Origin of the sequence: Mesonia aquimarina (genome assembly GCF_003667275.1) — a bacterium.
Lineage (GTDB): Bacteria > Bacteroidota > Bacteroidia > Flavobacteriales > Flavobacteriaceae > Mesonia > Mesonia aquimarina.
Genome location: NZ_RCNV01000005.1, coordinates 75,989 through 100,837 on the forward strand (window position 1 = coordinate 75,989; position 24,849 = coordinate 100,837).

General features: G+C 34.7%; 22 protein-coding genes. All 22 read right to left on the reverse strand.

The genetic code is table 11. The annotated features are described in order from the left end of the window. Positions 1–4 precede the first annotated feature (4 nt). The 22 genes from D9R05_RS08385 to ruvB all read right to left on the reverse strand — a co-directional run bounded on the left by D9R05_RS08385 (position 5) and on the right by ruvB (position 24,847). On the reverse strand, positions 5–1,123 hold the full coding sequence (locus tag D9R05_RS08385; RefSeq protein WP_121666778.1) for an efflux RND transporter periplasmic adaptor subunit: 1,119 nt from the start codon (positions 1,121–1,123) through the stop codon (positions 5–7). Between the two features lie 25 nt (positions 1,124–1,148). Beyond that, positions 1,149–2,414, reverse strand: a complete 1,266-nt coding sequence (locus tag D9R05_RS08390) for an ABC transporter permease (protein WP_121666779.1) — start codon at positions 2,412–2,414, stop codon at positions 1,149–1,151. Between the two features lies 1 nt (position 2,415). Then, positions 2,416–3,663: an ABC transporter permease gene (locus D9R05_RS08395; protein ID WP_121666780.1), complete on the reverse strand. Its 1,248-nt coding sequence runs from the start codon at positions 3,661–3,663 to the stop codon at positions 2,416–2,418. After that, positions 3,656–4,357, reverse strand: coding sequence for an ABC transporter ATP-binding protein (locus tag D9R05_RS08400; RefSeq protein ID WP_121666781.1), 702 nt, complete (start codon positions 4,355–4,357; stop codon positions 3,656–3,658). The genes D9R05_RS08395 and D9R05_RS08400 overlap by 8 nt, the downstream gene beginning before the upstream one ends. 111 nt (positions 4,358–4,468) lie before the next feature. Then, on the reverse strand, positions 4,469–5,014 hold the full coding sequence (locus D9R05_RS08405) for a hypothetical protein (RefSeq protein WP_121666782.1): 546 nt from the start codon (positions 5,012–5,014) through the stop codon (positions 4,469–4,471). Positions 5,015–5,019: 5 nt separating this feature from the next. Beyond that, positions 5,020–5,241 (reverse strand): hypothetical protein, encoded by a 222-nt coding sequence (locus D9R05_RS08410; protein WP_121666783.1) that lies wholly within the window; start codon positions 5,239–5,241, stop codon positions 5,020–5,022. Between the two features lie 10 nt (positions 5,242–5,251). Then, on the reverse strand, positions 5,252–5,788 hold the full coding sequence (locus tag D9R05_RS08415; protein WP_121666784.1) for a DUF420 domain-containing protein: 537 nt from the start codon (positions 5,786–5,788) through the stop codon (positions 5,252–5,254). Then, positions 5,785–6,501 (reverse strand): SCO family protein, encoded by a 717-nt coding sequence (locus D9R05_RS08420; protein WP_121666785.1) that lies wholly within the window; start codon positions 6,499–6,501, stop codon positions 5,785–5,787. Before D9R05_RS08420 ends, D9R05_RS08415 begins: the two co-directional genes overlap by 4 nt. Next, positions 6,491–7,153 (reverse strand): TlpA family protein disulfide reductase, encoded by a 663-nt coding sequence (locus tag D9R05_RS08425; protein WP_121666786.1) that lies wholly within the window; start codon positions 7,151–7,153, stop codon positions 6,491–6,493. Before D9R05_RS08425 ends, D9R05_RS08420 begins: the two co-directional genes overlap by 11 nt. Positions 7,154–7,232: 79 nt before the next feature. Continuing rightward, positions 7,233–7,595, reverse strand: a complete 363-nt coding sequence (locus D9R05_RS08430; RefSeq protein ID WP_121666787.1) for a cytochrome C oxidase subunit IV family protein — start codon at positions 7,593–7,595, stop codon at positions 7,233–7,235. A gap of 20 nt (positions 7,596–7,615) precedes the next feature. Next, positions 7,616–8,602 carry a cytochrome c oxidase subunit 3 gene (locus tag D9R05_RS08435; RefSeq protein ID WP_121666788.1) on the reverse strand — a complete coding sequence of 329 codons (987 nt, stop codon included), beginning with the start codon at positions 8,600–8,602 and terminating at the stop codon, positions 7,616–7,618. 45 nt (positions 8,603–8,647) lie between these two features. Continuing rightward, positions 8,648–9,229, reverse strand: a complete 582-nt coding sequence (locus tag D9R05_RS08440) for a cytochrome c oxidase subunit 3 (protein ID WP_121666789.1) — start codon at positions 9,227–9,229, stop codon at positions 8,648–8,650. Next, entirely contained in the window at positions 9,220–10,122 is a 903-nt protein-coding gene (gene cyoE, locus D9R05_RS08445; RefSeq protein ID WP_262696568.1) for a heme o synthase, read from the reverse strand. Before cyoE ends, D9R05_RS08440 begins: the two co-directional genes overlap by 10 nt. Before the next feature lie 80 nt (positions 10,123–10,202). Next, positions 10,203–10,940, reverse strand: a complete 738-nt coding sequence (locus D9R05_RS08450; protein WP_121666791.1) for an energy transducer TonB — start codon at positions 10,938–10,940, stop codon at positions 10,203–10,205. Positions 10,941–11,048: 108 nt separating this feature from the next. Further along, entirely contained in the window at positions 11,049–11,774 is a 726-nt protein-coding gene (locus D9R05_RS08455) for an energy transducer TonB (RefSeq protein WP_121666792.1), read from the reverse strand. Positions 11,775–11,825: 51 nt separating this feature from the next. Further along, the gene (locus D9R05_RS08460) at positions 11,826–12,152 is read right to left on the reverse strand and encodes a VanZ family protein (RefSeq protein ID WP_162984929.1); all 327 of its coding nucleotides are present in this window, start codon (positions 12,150–12,152) and stop codon (positions 11,826–11,828) included. Between the two features lie 55 nt (positions 12,153–12,207). Then, positions 12,208–12,588, reverse strand: a complete 381-nt coding sequence (gcvH, locus tag D9R05_RS08465; RefSeq protein ID WP_121666794.1) for a glycine cleavage system protein GcvH — start codon at positions 12,586–12,588, stop codon at positions 12,208–12,210. A gap of 32 nt (positions 12,589–12,620) precedes the next feature. Continuing rightward, positions 12,621–19,862 carry a T9SS outer membrane translocon Sov/SprA gene (gene sov / locus D9R05_RS08470; RefSeq protein ID WP_121666795.1) on the reverse strand — a complete coding sequence of 2,414 codons (7,242 nt, stop codon included), beginning with the start codon at positions 19,860–19,862 and terminating at the stop codon, positions 12,621–12,623. Positions 19,863–19,866: 4 nt separating this feature from the next. Next, entirely contained in the window at positions 19,867–20,457 is a 591-nt protein-coding gene (ruvA, locus tag D9R05_RS08475; protein ID WP_121666796.1) for a Holliday junction branch migration protein RuvA, read from the reverse strand. A gap of 82 nt (positions 20,458–20,539) precedes the next feature. Next, positions 20,540–22,837 carry an NADP-dependent malic enzyme gene (locus D9R05_RS08480; RefSeq protein WP_121666797.1) on the reverse strand — a complete coding sequence of 766 codons (2,298 nt, stop codon included), beginning with the start codon at positions 22,835–22,837 and terminating at the stop codon, positions 20,540–20,542. A 55-nt stretch (positions 22,838–22,892) separates the two neighbouring features. Then, entirely contained in the window at positions 22,893–23,816 is a 924-nt protein-coding gene (gene queG, locus D9R05_RS08485) for a tRNA epoxyqueuosine(34) reductase QueG (RefSeq protein ID WP_121666798.1), read from the reverse strand. A gap of 8 nt (positions 23,817–23,824) precedes the next feature. Then, positions 23,825–24,847: a Holliday junction branch migration DNA helicase RuvB gene (gene ruvB, locus D9R05_RS08490; RefSeq protein WP_121666799.1), complete on the reverse strand. Its 1,023-nt coding sequence runs from the start codon at positions 24,845–24,847 to the stop codon at positions 23,825–23,827. Between the last annotated feature and the right edge of the window lie 2 nt (positions 24,848–24,849).

Below are 24,849 nucleotides of genomic sequence, written 5' to 3' on the forward strand. Positions count from 1 at the left end.
TACACTAGCCTTTATTAAAACCACCTGTAGGCTTTACGGGATTCCATATTTTAATTTCATCTTCTTTTGATACGCCACTCTTTACTTCTACAAAAATACCATCGCTGATTCCTAATTCTACATCTTGACGCTTAAATTCTTGATCTCCAATTTTCACTTCCACATAAGGCTCTTTGGTCTTATTGTCGAATTGAAGAAGGGCTTCCTTGATAGCCAAAACATCTTCAGCTTTTGCTAAAATAATAGACGCATTAGCACTTAATCCCGCTCTAATAAAAGTGGTATCTTGTTTAGACAAAGTTCCCTCAATTTCAAACTGAATTGCGCCATTTTCATCAATTCCTTTAGGAGCTATATAATCTAAAACGGCATCAAATTTTTTATTTTCAATAGCGCCTACGGTAATCTCTAAAGGCAAGCCTTCTTTTATTTTCCCTACTTCAGACTCATCTACTTTCCCTTCAAAAATCATTTTATCTACATTTGCTAAGGTAGCAATTGTAGTTCCTTCGTTAAAATTATTCGCTTCAATAACCTGATTTCCTTCTTTTACAGGAACTTCTAATACCATCCCTGATATGGTAGATCTAATTTGTGTATTGGCAGCACTTCCTAAACCTTTTGATGTTCCTGTTTTAATAATTTCGTAGGTTTGTTTAGCAGCATCATAGGTTTGTTGAGCTTGTTGATAAGTAACTTGTGCCTGATCAAATTCATTAGCTGAAATCACCCCTTTATCATACAATTCTTTCTGGCGATTATACATTCTAGTTTGATTGTCTAAGGCTATTTTTGCTGAAGTAATTTGATTTTTACTACTTGCTAAACTCGAAACATCAGGAACTACTTTCAGCTGCGCTATTAAATCGTTCGCTTTTATGGTATCTCCTGCTTTAATGTAGATTTTATCTATAATTCCTGAAATATTAGGCTTAATTAAAATCTCTTCTTTGGGCACAATACTTCCTGTAGCCACAGTTTCTTTAATAATTGTTTTTAGGCTTGCCTGTTCTGTTTTGTAAACCACCGGACTCTCATTATTCTTTTGATATAAATAATACAAGGAGCCGCCAAAAGCAACGACAATAAGAATTAAAACGATAATGGTTAATGCTCTTTTCATTATTTTTAGATTGATTATTTTTTAATTATTCTGTACGTAATGCATCTACAGGTTTAATTTTAATTGCATTTTGAGCTGGAATAAATCCGGCCAATAAACCTGAAATTATTAATATTATTAATGCTATTATTACCACACCTAAATCTACACTAGGGTTTATAAACATCATTTCTGAAGCATTACTTTTATCGAGAAAAGAATTTACTATTGCTAGAACTCCCGTTGCTGCGATAATCCCAGTCATTCCTGAAATTAAAGTTAAAAAAATTGCCTCTAATAAAATTTGCCCTCTAATAGACCACGGTGTAGCACCAAGCGCTCTTCTTACACCTATTTCGTTGGTGCGTTCCTTTACAACAATTAGCATAATATTACTGATCCCAATTACTCCCGATAATAAAATTAAAATGCCCACAAAGTAAGCGATTCCCTTAAGTGCTATAAACAATCCGTTTATTTTATTAAACTCCTGGAATAAATCAAAATTTCCGATAGCACGAGTGTCTTCGGGATGAATATTATGTCTTTTTTTTATAACATCAAAAACATCGGACTTTAATGCTGTAATTGAATGTTGACTATCGGCCGTAATTGCCATCCAACCAACTAAATCTCCTTGATTAAAAGCTTGCGAAAAAGCCGTAAATGGAACATAAATTTCTTTTTGTGCTTCCTCAGCATTTCCTCCTCCATTCCCTTTTTTCTTATACGTACCAATCACCTGAAAATTAACTCCATTAATTTTAAGATAAGTCCCTAAAACTTCTTCACCACTATCGTACATAGTAGTTTTTACCGCTTCTCCAATAATTGCCACCTTACGCTTATCATCAATATCGTTATAATTTAAAAAACGTCCGGAAGTTATGTCCATAGGTTGTTGCTGAATAATTTCCGGATAATCGCCATATACATTAAATGCTCCTGATTTCAATCCCCGAATAACATTATTGCTTCCGCCAAAACCACCTAATTGATTTCTAGGAGAAACAAATTTAAGTCCGCGAACATTATCTTTAATAGCAGTTACATCATCAATTTTAAAATTATAACGACGTCCTTTTGGCAAACCTTTATAAGGTTTAGATGGTGTTTGCGCCCACATAAACATAGAGTTGGTAGCCATACCACCAAAACCTTGTTTCACCCCATTTTCCAATCCTTTTCCTGCAGCAAGCAAAATAACTAGAATAAAAATACCCCAAAAAACCCCAAAGGCTGTGAGTATCGTTCTAAACCAATTAGAACTTAGGGATTCTATTATTTCATTCCATTTATCTCTGCTAAACATGTTATTCGTCTCTTAAAGCGATTATTGGTTTTATTCTCGCTGCACGCCAGGCTGGAAAAAATCCGGCAATAGCTCCTGCTAAAACTAGAATGATTAGCGTGGTAATAGCTACATTAAAATTAACCGTTGGATTTCTAAGAAATTCTATTTGCACCATTGGACCTACAAACTCTAATAAAATTAAGCCTCCTAATAGCCCTAAAAAACCGGCTATTGTGGTTACAAAAATAGACTCATGCAACACCATTGTTACTATAGAAAAAGGTTGTGCTCCTAAAGCCTTTCTAATTCCTATTTCTTTAGTACGCTCTTTTACGATAATAAGCATAATATTACTCACGCCAATTACACCTGCCAAAATTGTTGCAATACCAACGCCCCAGAAAAAAAGCTTAATCATATTCATCATATCATAAATACGCTTTGCATTTTCTAAGGAGTTATTAATTGAAATAGCACTTTCATCTGAAGGGGCTACTGTATGCGATCTTTTTAATTGATCTTTTAATTTTTCTGTGAAGTTTGTTGAAATTGCCAAAGCTTCTTCAAAATTATCTTGTTTTGGAAGTGTAAAAGCTAAACCTTGTAAGTTATTTCCTGCATTAAACACACGCTGCGAAGTAGAAAGCGGTATAAAAACGCGTGCTTCTTCCCGCTCTCCTCCGGGATCTGAATATACTCCGACTACCTTAAAATTAATGCCGGTAATTTCGATGAGCTTCCCGATGGCGTCTTCTTTATTTTTAAAAAGATCTAAAGCAACTTTTTTTCCTATAACTGCTACTTTACTATACTTTTGATGATCATTATAGTTTAAATAGCGCCCTTTTATCATATCTTCTCCTTCTAAAAATTGATAATCTGGCAACACACCTTCAACTCTATAACTCCCCGATTCTTTTTTGTAGCTTACTAAACTCCCCCAAATTCTATATAAAGCTGATTTATATTCTAATTCATCTGCAAATTTTTTCTCTGTAAAGCTATAATCATCATTTTTTAATTGAATTCTCCGTCCGGGATTTAAGCCTTTATACTCTACAGAAGTCCGGCCCGTCCAAACTGAAATACGGTTAGCAGCATCATTTTGAAATTGGTTTTCTATACCATTTTGCATTCCTTCGCCTACCCCTAATAAAATCACCAAAATAAAAATACCGGAAGCCACAGAAATACCTGTCAAAATAGTCCTCAACAAGTTTTTTCTAATGGTCTCAAATATTTCTTCCCAGCGTTCTAAACTAAACATTCGCTTTGGCTCTAACTTGATTTACAAAAGAATCATCTATTATAACACCGTCTTTTAGATTGACGATACGCTTCGTCATATGTGCTATATCTTCTTCGTGCGTAACAACGAGAATTGTTTTCCCTTCATCATTAATTCCTTGAATTAAATCCATTACCTCATAAGAAGTTTTAGTATCTAAAGCTCCTGTAGGCTCATCGGCCAAAAGAACTTTTGGATCACTAGCCAAAGCACGCGCAATCGCCACACGCTGTTTTTGTCCTCCGGAAAGCTCATTCGGTAAATGACTAGCCCAATCTGCTAAACCTACTTTTTCTAAATAGGCCATAGATCGTTCTACGCGTTCTTTTCTTTTCATCCCTTGATAATACAAGGGCATTCCTACATTATCTAGCGCAGATTTGTAACCAATCAGATTAAAAGATTGAAAAATAAAACCTAAAAATTTATTACGATACTGCGCGGCAATTTTTTCGTTAAGATTTTTGATAGGAACATTATCTAAGGTATATGAACCGGCGTCGGCTTCATCGAGCATTCCTAAAATATTTAACAAAGTAGATTTTCCAGAGCCTGAAGAACCCATGATTGAAACCAGCTCGCCTTCTTTGACATTAAAATTGATGCCTTTTAATACGTGAAGTGAAGTTGCTCCGGTTTGATAGGACTTATGCAAGTCTTTTATTTCAATCATATTATCTTAGACTTAAAAATTAAAGAATATGGTGATGTATTAATATGACTGTTGAAAAGTAAAATCGTTACATTAAATTCTGAGTTTTTTCCTTGAATTTACTGTTTTGTTTTAGAAATCAAATCCAAAATTCAATTCTATACCAAGCGTGAAATTGGCATCACCCTCAAAACCCAACACCACTCCCGGACCTGTAGCAAACATTAGTTGAAAAGAATTAAAACTTCGTTGCAAGCCCCACATTACATGAAAACCTTGATTTAGCTCATCATAATTTTCAAAATCCTTTTCAGCAATAGATGGAAAACCGGTCACTGCTCTTAAAGCTAAAAAGTTAGCCGAATTATTAATTACCGTTAGCCCTTTTTCTTTTCGTTTTTCAAAATTATAATACCAACGATATTTTAAATCCAATTGCGGTAAAAGCGCATAACTAAATTCGGTTTCTCTATTGGTTCCTGCAGAAAAACCAACTGCAAAACCAAGCTCCGGATTTATGGAAAACGTTGTTTTATTGCTTAACGGAAGTTCTAACTCAGCACCAGGCAATAAAAAATTAAGACGCCATACTTTTTCTGTATTCATTTTCTGATTGGTTTGAGAAAAGCCAGAAAAAAAGGTCAGCAAGAAAATTAAAAAAAGTAAAATGTGTTTCATAAAAATTAGTGAGCTTTTTTTCGATCGCGAGCCATTCGCCAAACAAAAAATGCAATTCCTCCCATCAGCAAATAAGGAAAAACCATTAGATACATAATTCCATCATTAATAGCTTCTGCTGCACCACCATCGGTCTCACTTTCAAGTACAGCTCTACACATAGCGCATTGTGCTTGTAATTGCACAGAAGCTAACGCCAAAAAGATAAAGCATAGTAATTTTTTCATAGCTTATATTTTAATAATACGGAAGCATAAATAAGTATACCAAAACACCTGTAATCGCCACATACATCCAGATAGGAAAGGTCCACCGAGCAATTTTTTTATGTTTCTGATATTCTCCCGTTAAACCACGATACATCGTAAATAGAACCAAAGGAACTATAATAGCCGAAAGAATGATATGCGAAATTAAAATGAAAAAATAAACAGGACGCATAAATCCTTCGCCTCCATAAGGAACCGGGTCGTTACTGATTTTAGAAATAACATAACTAACTAAAAACACAGCAGATAAACCAAAAGCAGTTATCATTACATTGCGATGCATTATTTTATCACCTGATTTAATTAAAAAATAACCTGATAAAAGTAAGACAGCTGTTGAAGCATTTAAAACGGCATGAAATAAAGGAAACGTCCCTAACTCTAAACCTAACAAGTCGTAACGTGAAGGTAAGTTCATTAAAATTAATACCACGAGCGGTATTATAAGAGACAAACTTATAATTACAGGAATAGCAATTTTATCGTTTTTTACCTGTGCTTTCATTTCAATAATTTTTTGATATCTTCTTTTAACATAGCTAAATCGTCTTCTTCCAAACCATTATAAAAAATTATTGGGTTTCCGAATTTATCTTTTCGAGAGCGAATAAAGCCTTCCTGATCTACTAAAGCAAAATAACCTGAATGTTGAAAATTACCTTCTGCTTTTGGGTTGCTGGCAACATAAAAATTAAAGCCCGAATTTGCCAATTCAAAAATTTCATTTTGATCACCGGTTAACAAATGCCAATTAGGGTTTTTTATGTCATATTTTTTTGCATATTCTTTTAAAACTTCTGGAGTGTCGTAACTTGGATTAATACTAAAAGAAGCAATTCCAAAATTAGGACGTTCAGAAAAGTGTTCTTCAATCTTAGTCATATTTTCATTCATGACCGGGCAGATTGTAGGGCAAGTTGTAAAGAAAAATTCTGCCAAATAAACCTTTCCTTTATACGACTTGTTGGTAATTGTATCTTTGTGTTGGTCTACAAATTTAAAAGCAGGCACTTGTTTTTTCTCACCGTGCAAAATAATGTAAGCCAGTTCATCTTTGTTTTTTTGATCGCTTTCTTGACCAATACTTTTTGAGGAACTTAACCGATCGTTTTCAACGATTTCGTTATTAGCAAAACGCTCAACTATTTTTGGAATTACAATAACGCCAAAAACAAGAATAATGACTGCTAAACCTATGTAAGAATATTTACGTTTCATTTTGAATAGCTTTATTTCTATTGTACTTTTTTAACGCAAGTCTATATTCAGCCAAAATTACTTTAACATCATCTACCATTTTATTTGTGATTTCAGCTACAGAACGCGTGTCGTAACCATAAACGGTCTCTTCAGTTTCTTCTGAATCTAATGGCCTTCCTCTTAAATTTCTCTCTTTATCTATGATAAAAACAAAAGGAGTTGCAGTTTGATTGTTCAGTTGATATGATGTCTCTAATGAATTAAAGACTCTTTTAATTTCAGACGAAGATCCAAAAGCGAATTTCCACTTTTCAGGGCTTACGGTTGTAGAAATTTCTTGTAGTAATTTTTCAGCTTCACTTTGCGTACCCTCTTCAGCTAATACCACAAACTGAAGATCTTTAAACTTAAAATTTTTATCGTATATTTTTTCGTTTAAATTAAACGCATTTCCTTCCATTTTTTCTATGCTTGATCCGTAAAAAGATAGAATTGTAATCTTATCTTTTAACTGAATATCTTTCCCTTTCAAGGTTTTAAAATTAGATAGTTCAGCAATGTTTTCTGTTAACACAGGAAGTTTTGCGAAGTTATTTACCCCTGAAGAAAAAAATAGGTAAGCAACTAAAGGAAGTGCAAAAAGCACTGTAAGCACAAAAAATTTTTTCATAGGACAATTATTAATCCTTAAGTTGTGCAAAAATAAAAAAGACGATTTTAATAAACCGTCTTTTTAAATCTTTTAACTTTTAGAAGTTCCAGGCTACGTGACCGCTCTTATAGACTTCGTAAATATAGTCTCCTTCTGTTAATAAAATAAAAACCAGATAAGACACTAGAAATACGGCTGTCCACACTACAGCTCTCCGTAAGCCTTTTGTCTCGTGCTCCATATGCATAAAAGCCCAAGTAATATAATATGCCTTATAAATAGTAAGCACAATGAAAATCCAGTTAAGGAGTTTCATATAAATAAAAGTATTGTCAATTAAAAATGCTGGTTTTATAATCCCTAAAACAACTTCTACAATTGTTACAATTGAAAGGATTATAAAAACATTCCAAATTCTTTTGATTGCTGAATTATCGTTATGTGATGCTGAATGTGCCATTGTCTATATTTCAAAAAAAATTAAACCAAATAGAAGAAGGTAAATACAAATACCCAAACTAAATCTACAAAGTGCCAATAAAGTCCAACTTTCTCAACCATTTCGTAGCTTTTTCTTCTTTCGTAGGTTCCTATAATAACATTAAAGAAAATAATAATATTAATAATTACACCGGTAAAAACGTGAAATCCGTGAAAACCTGTAATAAAGAAAAAGAAGTCTGCAAATAAAGGCGGACCGTATTCGTTTCTGGTTAGGTTCGCTCCTTCAACTACACGAATCGCATTATCATTAATCATTGCTAAAGACTCTTCTCTAGACAAGATTGTTTTAGCTCCGTTTTCGTCTAGTTTCTGAACACGGACTAAAAAATCCTCGTGAGATTTAAAACCTTCTTTCACTTCATTAATACTAAAGCTAGGCAGTGCCTCTCCATCGGTTGTGTACCAAAGACCGTTTTTACGCTCGTGCAAAACACGTTCTTCTGGTAAAACTTTAGCCACATCTGCTATAGCAATACGCTCACCTTCTGTATCAACAAACTGAACAATATTTCCTCCTTTAGTTTCAACAGCTCCATATGTACCACTAATAAAGTTTTTCCACTCCCATGCTTGCGAACCAACAAAAATAAGTCCGCCAATTATGGTCAAAAACATATAAAGGGTAACCTTAGCTTTTTGCATTTTATGACCCGCATCTACAGCTAGCACCATAGTTACTGAGGAAAATATCAGTATAAATGTCATTAAAGCCACATAATACATTGGTGCATCTACACCATGTAAAAATGGAAAGTGATTAAATACTTCATCGGCAATAGGCCAAGAATCTATAAACTTGAACCTTGAGAAACCATAAGCCGCTAAAAATGCTGAAAATGTTAAAGCATCTGAAGTGATAAAAAACCACATCATCATTTTACCGTAGCTAGCTTTTAATGGCGATTTAGATCCACCGCCCCAGGTTTTACCCTCGGTTCCTGTTTTTACAACAGTAGCTTCCATAAAGAAAAATTATTGTTAAAGATTATGCAAAAATAGTTAATTTTATTATCTAAAGAAATATAAAAACAAAAACAGGTAAATCCACAAAATATCTACAAAATGCCAGAATGTTGCACCGAGTTCTATACCAAGCATTTGCCCTGATTTATAGCGTTGTTTAAAATGATTATAAATTACAACCAGTAATGTAATTAATCCTGCCGCAAGGTGCAGTAAATGCGAAAATATGATTAAATAATTGAATGACACATTTATATTACTTGCACTTCCTGCCGGATATAACCCTTCATCAATAAATTCTTGAAAACCGCTAAACTGTAAAACCACAAAAACTATAGCTAAACCAAAAGTGGTTAATAATAAACTCGTAGCTAAACTCCTATTATTTTTAAGTATAGCTTTTTTCGCAAAATGAAATGTAAAACTACTTATCAAGATTGCAATCGTACTCCAAATAAACGCCTGTGGCATTTCAAGATCTTTCATCCAATCTTCACGGTTTCTACTCACAACATAAGCACTTGTTAAACCGGCAAACATCATGGCCATACTTATTATAGCAAACCAAAGCATCATTTTTTTTGACCTTCTCCTTTTCTCTTCTTCGGTACCTTGCGTTAAATCCATACTCGAATAAATTTATCTAAAACGTAAATAATTTGTAATAAGGTTATATACGAAACACTAGCAAACATTAGTTGCTTAGCAGTTTTTTCATCTTTATTTTTATACAATTTGATTGCATAATGCAACATCCCTAAACCAAGCATAAAAATCAATATTGCTGAAACAGGGGTTAAATATAATCTCCCCGTCACGCCAAATACCGGAACTAGAGAAACTACAATTGTCCAAATTGTATATAAAATTATTTGTATTCCGGTACCTTTATCACGCTTTCCCGTTGGCAACATAAAAAAACCACCGCGTTTATAATCATCATACAACCACCACCCTAAAGCCCAAAAATGCGGGAATTGCCAAAAAAACTGAATCATAAAGAGCGTACCGGGCTCTATACTAAAATCATTAGTGGCTGCTACCCAACCCAACATAAAAGGAATTGCTCCTGGAAAAGCCCCAACAAAAACCGATAAAGGCGTTTTTCTTTTTAAGGGCGTATATAAGCAAGTATATAAAAAAATAGAAATTGCCCCAAAAATTGCTGTAATTGGATTTATTATATAAAGAACAGCTATTCCTAAAACCGTAAAAACACTTGCAATAATAGTAGCTGTAGTAACCGACATTCTTCCTGAAGGAATAGGCCGGTTCTTTGTTCTATTCATTTTAGCATCAAACTTGCGCTCAATAACTTGATTAAATGCATTAGAAGCACCAACCATTAAGTAACCGCCGATTGCCAACAAAAGTACTACTACAAAGTCGACAACTTCTGCACCTAAAAAATATCCTGCCACGGAAGAAAACACTACGCTTATTGCTAAACGCATTTTTGTAATCTCTTTAAAATCAGAAATTACATCCGTTTCAACTGTATTTGTAAGGGTTTTACTCAATACCTCCATTTTTCAGGATGCAAAGATACTCTTAAAAAGGCTTTTAGCAAGCGAGAAAAAAGGTTAAATATTAAAAGCTATTATTCTAGGGTAAAAGTAATAGGCAAACTATACGAAACAGGCACATTCTTTCCTTGCTGTTTACCAGGCTTCATATCAGGTAGCAACCTTGCAACACGCTCAGCCTCTTTTGCTAAAACATCTGCTTCAGAAACTGCTTTCACATTTACAACCTTTCCTTTTTCATTAACAGTAAATGTCACATAAATACGCTGTTCTCCCGACAAGCCATAATCTTCAGCGATGGAATGGTTGAATTTTCGCTGTACAAGTTTTGCAATTTTAGTTGAAAAGCATTGAGAACGTTCCTTTTTAGCCTCATAAATTTCACAACCGGGAAAAACCGGTGCTTCTTCAACAATTAAATGATTTATAGGCTGAATAACATCATTATCAATCGGATCATCTAATCCCGCAAGTACTTTATCTACAGAATCATCTTTCGGACTCTCTGGTGATGCCTCTTTATCATCAAATAAATCATCGTCATCAATTACAAAATCATCATCTTCCTTAGTTTGTTTTTTAACAACCGGGTCTTTTTTAGGTTCAATTTTCTTAGGCTCTTCCTTTTTAAAAGCGATATTAGATGAAGGCTCAACATAACTTTGCCTATAAATTACATCTGTTACAACCTCCTCTTTCACTTCAGTTTTATGCTCTATAAAAAAAATAGCACATAAAAAGGCCGCTATCAAGCCCAGTTGAAAATAAACAAAACGTGTTCTCAGTGTTGGTTTTTGCTCTTGACTTTTCATAATATGATAGTTTTATGTTAATAGATTAACACAAATACAATTATGTTGCCAAAAACAAAAAACCTCCCAAATAATGAGAGGTTTTTTAAATATATAATATGCTAAATATTAATCTTGTACTTGAAAAATAATTGGAAGTGAGTAAAGTACACCAACTGCTTTTCCTCGTTGTTTACCAGGAATCATTTTAGGAAGCATATTCACAACCCGCTCTGCTTCTTTCTGCAATCTTGGATGTGGTGCTCTAGCCTGAACATCAACAATTTTTCCTTTAGAGTCAATTTTAAAACGAACATAAACTCTATTTACTCCAGAAAGTCCTAATTCTGACCCTAACTCTGTATTAAATTTACTGTTTACAAAGTCGCTCACCTTCTCACTCATACATCTTCTACGCTCATCGTTGCTTTTATACTTCTCGCAACCAGGGAAGATTGGTACATCTTCAATAGCTGTAAAAGGTACGTCCTCGATAGGCTCATCAGAGACTTCCTCTACTTCGGCAACCTCTACAATTTCGGGTTCTTCCGTTACTTCTGTAGATTCTATCACCTGCTCTTCTACCTCTACCTCATCTTCAACAACTTCAATTACTTCAGGTGCTGGTGGCGGTGGCGGTGGTGGCGGTGGTGGCGGCTGATTTGGAGGCATTACAACAGTTTCCTCCTCGTTTAGCTGATCGAACTTAACAACTTGCTTTTCAAACTCTTCTTTTTCGTAAGTTTTCCACTCTATGGCGCGCCAAGTCAGAAACAGCATCACAATTAGACCTATCTGGAAAAACATAACACTTTTCCTTCTTAAGTCTTTTTTTGGATTTTTCTTTGGTTCCATAATTTTTTATTATCGGATTGCTAATGTAATTATTTTTTATAAAAAACTAAATTATAATTGCCTTTTAATTTTTTCGAGTCTATTTTTTAAACTTAGAATCAATAAAAAAGCGAGTACAATTCCTGTAATATTTGCTAATACATCTAACGCATCTATGCTTCTATATGTAGTAAATACTCCTTGAACAACTTCAATAAAGATGCCAAAAGCCGCACTCAAGGAACAAATTACAAATAAAGCCTGTTTTTTTAAAATGCTGGTACTTTTCCTGGAAAAATAATATAAGTACCAACATAGGGTTAACCCAAAATAGGCAAAACAATGAAATACTTTATCTGCATGATCAAATTCAGGTTTTGGCATGTTTGTAGTTCGCATGAGCGAAATTACCAATAGAAAAACTGAATAAGAAATCGCAATAAATAAAGATATCCTAGGATCCAATAAGTTCTTTATAGGCTTCAGCATCTAGTAAATCATCGATTTCATCTTGATTAGATATTTTTACTTTAATCATCCAGCCTTCAGTGTAAGGATCTGTATTTACATTTTCAGGTTCATCTTCTAAGGTTTCATTAAACTCAATAATTTCTCCTGAAAGTGGTAAATAAAGATCAGATACTGTTTTTACCGCTTCAACGGTTCCAAAAACCTCATCCTTTTCTAAAGTTTCATCTACGGTTTCTACTTCAACATATACAATATCTCCCAATTCACCTTGAGCAAAATCAGTGATACCAATAGTCGCAACATCACCTTCAATCTTTATCCATTCATGATCTTTGGTGTACTTTAATTCGTTTGGAACATTCATAGTGTATTATTTAGTTTAGTTATTTAAAATTTTTAGTTTCCAAAATTATATCGTAAAGTTATTCCCGAACGAATTGTTGTTTGCGGGAATGCTGTAGATATTGCATAGTCTGAAAAGCTATGATCGTAATAAAAAATAGCCGTCAAATTTTTTGATAATGCATAATCTGCATTAAATGTAATAGACCAAATATCTTGACCTGATGTTGTTTGACTGTTATCAACGTCCAAATATCGGATTATTGTTTCATTTCTCCTAAAAGAAACATCAGCTTTAAAATTTAAATCGCTGCTCAATACACGGCGCTGACCACCAATATTAGTGGCAATTTTTAAATTAGGAATACGATAACCTAATCCGACAATATATTCATTTCCTTGGGTTTCCGTTAAAAGATTGTTGGCAAAACTCAACGACAACATTCTATCTTTTCTGATTTCAGTTAAAATTTTTATAGAGTTTTTAAGTTCCATATCTATTTTAACTAACGGACTAAATTGTTCTGCAAGATTAATATTTGAAATAAAATATTCATCTTTAAAGTTTCCGGCTTGATCTAAATTAGAACTACCGTAAGGGTTATTTCTATCGTAATCTAAATTACTTTGAAATTGATTGATGTTATACAAAGAACTATAGCCATGCTGAATACTAAATCGTCTAAATTTATCTTTAAACCATTTTAAACGCATTAATCCGGTATACTTAACATTCCAATTAGGTAATGGTGTATCTCTAAATGAACTCAAGCTTACTTTTTCTACATCTTTGCCGGTATAAGCAGAAAGGAAAGAAGGTAATAAAACTTGCTGACTGGTTCTACCAAAACCTATTGGGTAGCCGTCTTCATCTAAATTATCAGGATTACTTGTATCTATTCCCGCTTGTTGGGCTAAACGATTAGCTACCGTAAGTCGGTTATCCCTAAAGTCTTGAAAAGCATCTGAATTTTCTTGTGTACTTTCTCCAAAAGCAGATGCAATCATTATGGTAGAAATATTAAAGTTCCCGAACGTATTTGGTGTCAACGATCTATACTGTAAATCATCTTGATTGACACGATAATTCTCGGTATAGGTTTCTGAGTACGTTCTATTGGCATTTAAATCTATGGTAAGATCCGGTAACAAATCTATGTTTGCTTGAAAGCTCAGGTTTTTCACTTCCGTCTCTTGGTATTGTTCATTAAATTGCTGATAACTGGTTAACCAGCCATTTCTTGCTGCAATTTCTCGAACATCAGACTGACTACCAAATGTAAATCCTGCGGTTGGTTTTAAGGTCCCAATAAAACCGATATCATTGGTATATCCCGGCAAGAACATCCCCTTGGTCTCGTCATAATTAAACGTTAATCTTCTAACTGCTGTTACAATATCTATTAAGGTATTAACGGTTTTATCTCCGGCAGAAAGCTCATCATCTTGCTGATTCGCATTTGCTGTAGTATTATTATTCCGTTGAAAGCCTAATTTATTTCCAGATTGATTCCCTAAAGATCTTCTGTTATTCTGATTTCCCTTCTTCTTTGTTAAACCAATATAGCGGTACAAAGTATTCATCTCAAAAGTACTGTTGATTTGGTGTGTACTAGAATTTTGGATTGTATTTCCTAAATTAGGAATTCCAGGAATACTGTTTCTGATCTCTGAGCCTTTTTGCCATTGAAAATCACCAGTATAAGAATAACGTGTCTTTAAAAACTCTAAGGCAGGAATTTTATCAAACGGAATATCATAATTTACCTGAAGACTTTGCAGGTGGCGGTTAGGCTGACCGACATCAAAAAACTCATCCCAAACGCCTATAGAATTATCTTGAACATTATTTTCATCTATATAATTTCTAACAATTCTATTATTATTAGTGCTTAACGTAAATTGAAGCGATTCAGTTAGTTTATGGTTAATGGTATATTGCCAATCAAATGTATAATTTCGTTGATATAGTTTAGGCAAACCTATTGAGCCCGGAGGTAAATTAATTTCTCTAAAAATCTGCTCGTTATATTGCCTTCTAATGTTAGAGCTTGCAGCTAAACTTGTAGGCAAAAGATTTACATTAAAATCTTTAATCGGCTGATAATAATCACTACTGTCTAAAGCCGAGATATTCTTAAATGGTTCTATTTTTAAAGGAGCAAAATTATAATTATAGGTCGCTCCTACATCTACATTTTGATCTAACGACTCTTCAATTTCAAAATCTCTATGATCCTCTTGATTATAAGTTCCGGAAAAACTAAAGTTTTCAATATCATACGGCATCGGTTTAGCATCAGGATTTGTACGCTCTTTACGCAAACCTATCACACTTACGCTTTGTCGTTTTGTATAATCTTCAGCACGTTCTTGTAATTCATCTCGCCGCGCTTCATCATTTGTATTATCAAGCAAGGTTTCTAACTCCAAATCTAAATACTCAGGATCATATTGCGGTGTAATCAACTCCTCCCCTCTACTATAACTAAATGGAACTTTTATCCCCCAATTTTCCGGAAGCAATTGCCCCATATTTAAATTCGTAACAACGTCATATTGTTTTATATCTTCTCGACTACGTTGATTTGGACCTTGTTCTATAGAACCAAAACCGATGGTGCTTCTTCTTCCGGTAGCAGCAATAGAAGCAAAATCAGCCAAATTCGTATCCATGTTTAAAACTGCAGCCCAACCGCCCTCATTTTTCATATCGGAAAGGCGCAATTCATTAAACCAAACCTCTCCAGTAGCATCAGTCTGACCACTATTTTTTAATCCAAGCATAATTACTCGAATATTTCCAAAACTCGGATTTCCTTTAATTCCAACACGCAATTCGCCTACTCCGCTACTGCTTGTCGAAGGTGATAAATCTTCTGTAAAGAAATTTAAATCGGCACTACTATAGGTGTCGTTACCTATGACTAATGATTTTATTTGTTGTAATAACTCTAACGGTAAGTTTAAGTCATTTTCAATAGGCCAAACATCACGCGGTTGATTTGAATTTAAATCACTTACTTTTAATGGAATTTCTACCTGATAAAAATTATTGGTAAAGTCGGTTCCCATTCTAATAAAAGCAGTTAATTCACCATCTAATAATTGTGGTTCTGGAGCAGGAAGACTTTCTGCGTGCAAAAACATTTTCAAGTCTTTATACTGACGCATGTCCACCTGAAAATTTTTGTAAACTGCTCTAGAGTCTCCCGGACCTAAATCTTTTACGGTTAACGATAATGATTGTTCATCTTCACGTATCGTCTGATTGTTATTGATGGTTTCTTCTCTAATTACTCCTGGAGGGGTTACATAATCTGAAGTCTGCTCTTCACTTACCGCAGTAATTTCTAAAGTCGTATTAGGCTCATTATCAGGATCTGTACCATCCGGAACTACCGCTTGATTATAACGTCTATAATCTCCTCGAACTAAATCTAATGTCCCTAAACGCAACACAATATCCTCTTGAAATCCTGATAAAAACATACGCATAAAACGCACCGATCTTAAATCTGCTATTCCATTTACTGAATACTCACTTGAAGTTCTAAGCGGCACTTTAAACTGAACCCAACGTACCGGTAACTGGTCTCCATTTTGCAAAGTAGTATTCACCGTTTTTACGTCAGTAATATAATCTTCATCTATGCCGGCAATAGAGCTTGTATTATTATCAACACTCATCCCATCAAAAACCGGAACTTTGTATTCAAAATAACTATCAATCGTATTCATTGTATTATCACGATTGACGTCTTCTACAGAAGGAACTGTACCATTACCTCGATTATTCTGACCAACATCGGTTGGTGTATTGCCTTGGTAACCGTTATAATTTCTGTAACGCTCTACAACACCTCCTTCAGCATTAAGGTAATACTGATAATTATCATTAGATGGATCGGCTAAACCTGCAAATGCTGGAAATTTCTCTGCTTCTAAATCATCATTTAAACCATCGTAGCCTACATCTTGATTAATTCTTTCTTGTCCCTCTGAATCAAAGGCATAAACTAATGACTGACTAGAAGGTACACGACCAAATTCTGTTTCTAATGTATTTCCGGGTTGACCATCAGTAGGAAGTCCGTTTTCAAATTGTTTTCTTCCATCTTTAAGAACATCTTCAGATACACTTCCTAAATTAAACGTTAATACTCCGTCGTTGGAAGAATTATTTTCAGGATAAATATACGGGTCCATAACCCAAAACTCAATAAATTCTACATTAGATTGCTCAAAATTTGTAGTGGTAATTTCACGCATAATTCCACCATAATTTTGCTCTGGCGACGGTAATTGATTATTACCCGCAGCAGCCGGATTATAATTATATTGCCCTCTTTCTGATGGATAATAAGCTAAATCCATGGTGTAAACCGCCTGTGTTTGACCTTGAACGACATCTGTATTTGGAAAAATTTCATCGATAAAAACACGCCGTGTTGAATAAAGGGACAAATCATCATCATTAATTCCTGCCGGACGCTGATTACTATAAAAAATAGGATCAATCGTGTACCAGTTTAATTTTGCACGTCGATAACTTGAACTTAAATCGTTATTTGCTTTTTCTCCTCCAAAACCTATAGGCGCACTTGACAATTGCCAGCTTAACGGAGTAAGCACAGAAATAGAAGTTTGCGAAGCTTCAAAATCATCAACATAAGAAGTGGCTTCTCCATTAAAATTATCACCTTTTGGAGATCCCGGATGTAAGTAAGCAAACTCTCCTCGAACAGAAAACTGTGACTCTACATCGGTATCGATATTAGGAAGTTTGTTCACTAATCTTGTAAAGAAAGGAACTTCTGTGGTGTAATTAATATTAAATCCATAAATAGAGTTATTTACAGGCTCATAACTATAATTAGACTTTTGAGTAATAGGACGTTCATTCAAATTTAAAAATGTACCATTCATGATTAAATTTTCATTGAACTTATGCTCAATATTTAAACCTGTAAACCGTTTAGTTTGTTGTCCAAAGGTAGCATTGTTTTCCGTAGACACTTGTATTGGGGTATCCGAAGCTAACAAAGCTTCATCCAATATTTTTACACGTCCTAACGCATAATCTACGGTATAATCTACTCCTTCCTGTAAAACACGACCTCCGGCTGTTACTGTAACGGAACCTTGAGGTACATTAAAAGCTCCTATAGGAATTCCTTCTTGACCTGAAGATTTATAGCTTCCTTTTAATTGAAACTTATTTTTTTCAGCAGCTTCTTGCTCCGCCTGTGTCTTGGTTGTGTTATACAACTCTCTATAAACGTAAAATTCTTGATTATCATTATAAGTTGAAGGATCTTCATAATCTTCTACTCCTCCATTGGGGGTATTATCTAATTTATTAAACAGAAATTCCCCAAAAGGCTCTACGGTAGTAAAAATAATTCGTCCATTTTGCGGATCAATTGTAATACCGGGAACATAATCAAAGAACCCATCCCCACCAACAATAGGGTCATTGTTTACATTTAAATTATCCAATTCTAATACCTGTAACAAATTACTATCTTCAACATCACCAGGAAGTGGCGTTGAAGAGCCCGGTGCTTGAGAGATATAGTTTAAAGGCTGCGGATCTGTATATAATATATTGAATCTAAAATCTTCTTTCTCTAACTGATAAGCATCTAAATTATAGATGTTTTTCATCATTAAATCCCAAATTGGTTCATTTACATTGGTTACGGGACTTTTTAATAATTTAACTACTAAATTTTGGTTAACTGCTATATCCTGTCCATCAGGATTTGGATTAGTTCCTGTTTGTGTTGCTGAAACTCCGCCGTTTGCAAATTCCCCCACTTGAAAAACTTGTCCGTTAACCGTATATTGAAAAGATACCGCTAAAACTTCATCATTAGTCAATCGCTGATTTAAAGAAATATAACCTAATTGCGTATTTAACGTATATTCATTAGGTTGTAATTGACGTGCATTTTCAAGTTTAGCATAATCAACTCCCTCATTTACATCAGAAGAATTTACACCGAAACCTTGATCTACCGAAGAAATATCTCGAATAGCCGGCGTTAAAACAGATTGCTGTGGCCCGGTGATTCCTATTGGATTAAAATCGTTATTAGCATTATCTGGATAAGCACCTGCTGATGTATTTATAAAACCTTGGGGACCTTGAACTGGATTTCCATTTGCATCTAAAAACAGACCTACATTCTCAGGATCAGCCTCTCCTATATCTTGAATAGCAACAATATTTCTTGTACCGGTAAGACTTTGCGTATTATTTGTACGATTCGTGACCCAAACTTCCATACGCGTCACCTGTATATTACTGGTGATATAAGGGTAATTAGCTAAAGCATCATCATAATTATCCCTAAAGTAATGTGCTAAAAAGAAATGACGGTTTTCATCATAATCTAGAATAAACTTTTCAAAATCTTGAACGGCACCTCCGCCTTGTACGTTTACTGTTTGTCGCTCTGAATTTTGCTCAGAAAAAACTCCGGTAATCGTTGTTTTACCGAACTGTAACTCAGCTTTTACCCCAAACAAACTTTGCGCTCCTTGAATAAGTGAACTATTTAAAGGCATACTAACATTACCGACTTCAATTTTTCGCACAATATCATCTTCAGTAGGAGTATATTCTAATTTTATCTGGTTCTGAAAATCAAATGTAGATTCTGTATCGTAATTAGCCGTAATTTTTAATCGCTTTCCTATATTACCCAGCAAACTCAAACTTATTCGCTGATTAAAGTCAAAAGTTAAATTACTACGGTTTCTAGGCGAAAGCGAAGGATTATCCTGTTTTGTATAAAGCAAACCCAAGTCCAACTCTACCGAACCTTGCGGTATCACTTCTATTTCATTTCCTCCAAAAATAGATTCGAAAAAACTATTATTTACATAAAAAATCGGTAGAATATTTTTCTGTTCATCAGAATTTTGACCTCTTCCATTAACGGCATCAGACTTTTGCTTAAAATAAGCTTTCATCTGCTCTTCAAGAACACGTTCTTGATATTCTTCAGGAGTAAGAACTAATGGATAAGATACATCTACACTCCCAATTTTTTCTGTATAAATATAACGATCCAAAACTTCGTCGTATGTATATTTTGATACAATACTTGACGGATCTTTCATTTCGATTTCTCCGATATAATATCCTGTTTTGGTAGAGTCTTGTTCTGTTTCAGTGCCTTCTTCTCCATCTTCTTGAGCAAAAGTATTAGCAAAAACCAAGAAAATTGCCAAAAAGGCAAAAAGAGATTTTTTATTAAAAGTAAGGCAATTAATTTTTCCCAAGGGTTTACAGGTTTTTTAAGGAAAGCTTGATTAAGGCTTCTACGGTAGCTTCAGGGTTATTAGACAATATTTTCTTTACAACTTTTTCTGATTGTTTACGGGTATAGCCCAAGGTTTCTAAAGCTGATAACGCTTCTTCTTTATGGGTATTGTCTTTAGATGTTAATATTTTGTTTACATCATCTGTCTGACCGATATCAGAAAGCTTATCTTTTAAATCGATGATAACCCGTTGCGCGGTTTTTGCACCAATTCCTTTAACACTTTTAATTTCTTCTACATCTTCTGAATGAATTGCACTCACCACTTGATCTGGGGTTAAGGAAGAAAGCATAGTTCTTGCGGTACTTGCCCCTATCCCTGAAACAGAAATCAATTTTTTAAACAATGCTCGTTCTACTTTATCTGCAAAACCAAATAATGTTTGCGCATCTTCTCTAACTTGCAAATAAGTATAGATAAAAATATCTTCTTTGTCGGATATTTGAGCAAATGTATGCAGAGAAATATTAAGAAAATAACCTACACCATTGCATTCTACAATAAGGTCTGTGGGATTTTTCTCTACTAATTTTCCTCGTAAATGAGTTATCATACGTTAATCAAAAGTTAAAGCCTCAAATGTAGGAAAATTATCAAGATAGAAAAACTTTAAATATTGAGTTTAACACCTTTATCTAAACTTCAATCAATTGCTGTTTTTTCTTATCCTTTTCTTGAGCATCTACGACCGCTACAGCAGTCATATTAACCATTTCTTCTACACTTGCACCAAGCTGAAGAACATGAGCCGGTTTAGCCAAGCCCATCATTATAGGACCAATAGAATCCGTATTATTCAATTCCTTAATTAACTTATACGTACTGTTTGCGGAATCTAAATTCGGATAAATAAGTGTATTTACTTTTCTGCCGGCTAACTTAGAAAACGGAAATTTACCTTGAAGCATTTGCTTATTCAACGCAAAATCTACTTGTAACTCTCCATCCACAATTGTTTCGGGAGATTTTTCATGCAATAAGGCTACAGCATCTTTTACTTTTCTTGCATTAGGGTCTTTTGAGGAGCCAAAGTTTGCATAAGAAATCATTCCGATGACAGGCTCTAGCCCAAACATTTTTACCGTATGTGCCGTCATTTGAGCAATTCTTGCTAAATCTTTTGCATCTGGATCAATATTAATAGACGTATCACTGATAAAAATGGGACCACGAGAAGTATTCATTAAGTTAGTTGCTGCAATTCTAGAAACCCCTTTTGCCATTCCTAAAATGTCTAACATTGGTCTTACTACAGTAGGATATGCTCTTGAATATCCTGAAAGCAAAGCATCGGCATCACCTTCTTTTACCATCATTGCTGCAAAATAATTACGCTCTCTTATCAACTTTACGGCTTCATAAAGCGTGATTCCGTTTCTAGATCGGGCTTTCCAAAACTTATCGGCATATTCTTCTACCCTATCCTTTTCCTCATCAGATTTTGGATCGATGATGATTACATTTTTATCATCAAAATCTAGCTCTTGCATCAACTCTAAAATAACCTCTTTTCTTCCCAACAAAATAGGAATTGCTATTCCTTCATCATTAACAATTTGAGCCGCTTTTATTACATCTAAATGATCTGCTTCTGCAAAAACCACACGCTTTGGATTTGTTTTAGCCCGATTTAATAGCAATCGGGTTATTTTGTTATCACTGCCCATACGTTCATACAACTCATCTTCATATCTTTTCCAATCTAAAATTGGCTCTTGCGCAACGCCACTATCCATCGCTGCTTTAGCGACAGCGGGGGGCACTTCTGTTAATAAACGAGAATCAAATGGCTTGGGAATGATATAGTCCTTACCAAAATTTAATTTAGTCTCTCCATACGCAATATTCACTTGTTCGGGAACCGGCTCTTTTGCTAAATTGGCTAATGCTTTAACGGCAGCCATTTTCATTTCCTCATTAATCTTTGTAGCACGTACATCTAAAGCGCCTCTAAAAATAAACGGAAATCCTAAGACATTATTTACTTGATTTGGATTATCACTTCTTCCGGTAGCCATAATTACATCCGCTCGGGTTTTTATTGCTACATCATATTCAATCTCCGGATGTGGATTTGCCATTGCAAAAACAATAGGGTTTTGACTCATCGTTTTAAGCATTTCGGGACTGAGGATATTCCCTACCGAAAGTCCTAGGAAAACATCTGCTCCTTTAACTGCATCTGCAATTGAATTGTAATTTTTTGTTGTTGTAAATTTTTGTTGCACTGGCGATAAATCTTCTCTGCTGTTATGTAACAAGCCGTTAACATCAAACATGAAAATATTTTCTTTTTTCACTCCTAAGGATAGGTATAAATTGGTACAAGCAACAGCGGCAGAACCTGCACCTGAAACAACAATTTTTATATCCTGTATTTTTTTATCAGCAATTTCTAAGGCATTCAACAATGCTGCTGAAGAAATAATCGCGGTCCCATGTTGATCGTCATGCATTACAGGAATATCTAATTCTTCCTTTAAGCGACGCTCTATTTCAAAAGCTTCGGGCGCTTTTAAATCTTCTAAATTGATACCTCCAAAAGTAGGCGCAATATTTTTAACTGTTTCCACAAAAGCATCTACGTCTTTGGTATCAACCTCAATATCGAAAACATCTATATCAGCAAAAATTTTAAACAACAAGGCTTTTCCCTCCATCACCGGTTTTGAGGCTTCAGGACCAATATCTCCCAAACCTAAAACAGCAGTTCCGTTAGAAATAACAGCTACTAAATTCCCTTTAGTAGTATATTTATAAACGTTCTTTTTATCCTTCGCTATTTCTAAGCATGGTTCTGCAACACCTGGAGAATAAGCTAAAGCCAAATCTCTTTGAGTTGAATATTTTTTAGTAGGATTAACTTCTATTTTACCTGGTTTAGGCTTGGCATGGTAAACTAATGCTTCTCTTCTTTTCCGCTCGTTACTCATAAATTTTTATTTTGAGGTCTAACAAAGGTAACATGGAACTTTTTAGGGAAAAAACTTAGTTTTTCAAAAAATCAATATTTCTTTTTAGGCCAGAAAATTTGGTTCGCTTTACAGCAGATTTTTTAAAAATTTGCCCAAAAGTTTCTTTTGTTAATTCTTCCCAATCACTTTTTGTCATATGCAGTAGATCGGGATGCGGATTAAAAAGGGGTTCATTATGCGGCTTTGAAAATCGATTCCATGGACAAACATCTTGGCAAATATCACAACCGAACATCCAATCTTCAAATTTACCCTGTTCACTTTTTGGAATTTCATTTTTTAACTCGATTGTATAGTAGGAAATACATTTACTACCATCAACTTTATACGGTTCATAAATTGCATCGGTAGGGCAGGCATCAATACAAGCGGTACAAGTTCCACAATGGTCGGTAACAGGTGTATCACATTCTAATTCAAGATCGATTATTAACTCTGCTATAAAGAAAAAAGATCCGGTTTTTTTGGATAACAAATTAGTGTTTTTCCCAATCCAACCTAAACCACTTTTTGCGGCCCACGCTTTATCGAGAACCGGAGCAGAATCTACAAATACACGACCGCCGACTTCACCAATTTCATCATGAATACATTGCATGAATTCTTTTAATTTATCCTTGATAACAAAATGATAATCGCGACCATAAGCATATTTACTGATGTTATAACTTTCTAGATTTTGAGTCGCTGACGGATAATAATTGTATAGTAAAGAAACAACACTTTTAGCTCCTTCTACCAATTTTGTTGGATCTAAGCGCTTATCAAAATGATTTTCCATATAGCGCATCTCTCCATGGCGATTCTCTTTTAACCATTGCTCTAAACGAGGTGCTTCTTCTTCTAAGAATTCAGCTTTACTAATTCCACAAGACAAAAAACCGAGGCGCTTAGCTTCGGCTTTTATAAACTCTGTATTTTTTTCAAGCCTTGTCATGATATAAATTAAAATAATCCGCCTTGGTTTCCCCCTTTTGTTCTTCCTAAATGCCTGTAAGCAGCTTCAGTAACCTCTCTACCTCGCGGCGTTCTAATGATAAAGCCTTGTTGAATTAAAAATGGCTCGTAAACTTCTTCTATGGTTTCTGCACTTTCACTTACCGCTGTTGCTAATGTTGTGATACCTACAGGACCCCCTTTAAATTTATCAATTATCGTAGCTAAAATTTTATTATCCATTTCATCTAAACCATTCGCATCTACATTCAAAGCATTTAAACCGAATTTAGAAATATCGAGATCTATTTTTCCGTTTCCTTTTATTTGGGCAAAATCTCGTATTCTTCGCAACAACGCATTTGCAATTCTGGGCGTTCCACGACTTCTTCCTGCAATCTCTATGGCAGCATCTAAACTGATAGGCATCTTTAAAATCTCGGCGCTTCGTTGAATGATATCAGATAACAATTCTGTAGTATAATATTGTAAACGACTAGAAATACCAAAACGTGCACGCATAGGCGCAGTTAACAGACCTGAACGGGTTGTTGCTCCCACCAAAGTAAATTGATTCAAATCTATTTGGACAGTTCTTGCATTTGGACCTGTTTCAATCATGATATCGATTTTGAAGTCTTCCATTGCTGAATATAAATATTCTTCAATCACTGGACTTAACCGATGAATTTCATCAATAAATAAAACATCCCGATCATCTAAATTGGTTAACAAGCCGGCTAAATCTCCCGGTTTATCCAGTACAGGACCCGAAGTGACTTTAATTCCGGCGTTCAATTCATTTGCTAAAATATGAGCCAAAGTGGTTTTTCCTAATCCCGGAGGACCATGAAATAAAGTATGATCTAAAGCTTCTCCTCTTAAGTTTGCCGCCTTTACAAAAATCTGCAAATTCTCCAATACTTGATCTTGGCCTGCAAAATCATTAAAAGAAAGTGGCCGCAGAGCTCTTTCCACATCAACTTCTTCAGGAGAAAAATTTTCTCCGGTAGGATCTAGGTTTTCATTCATAG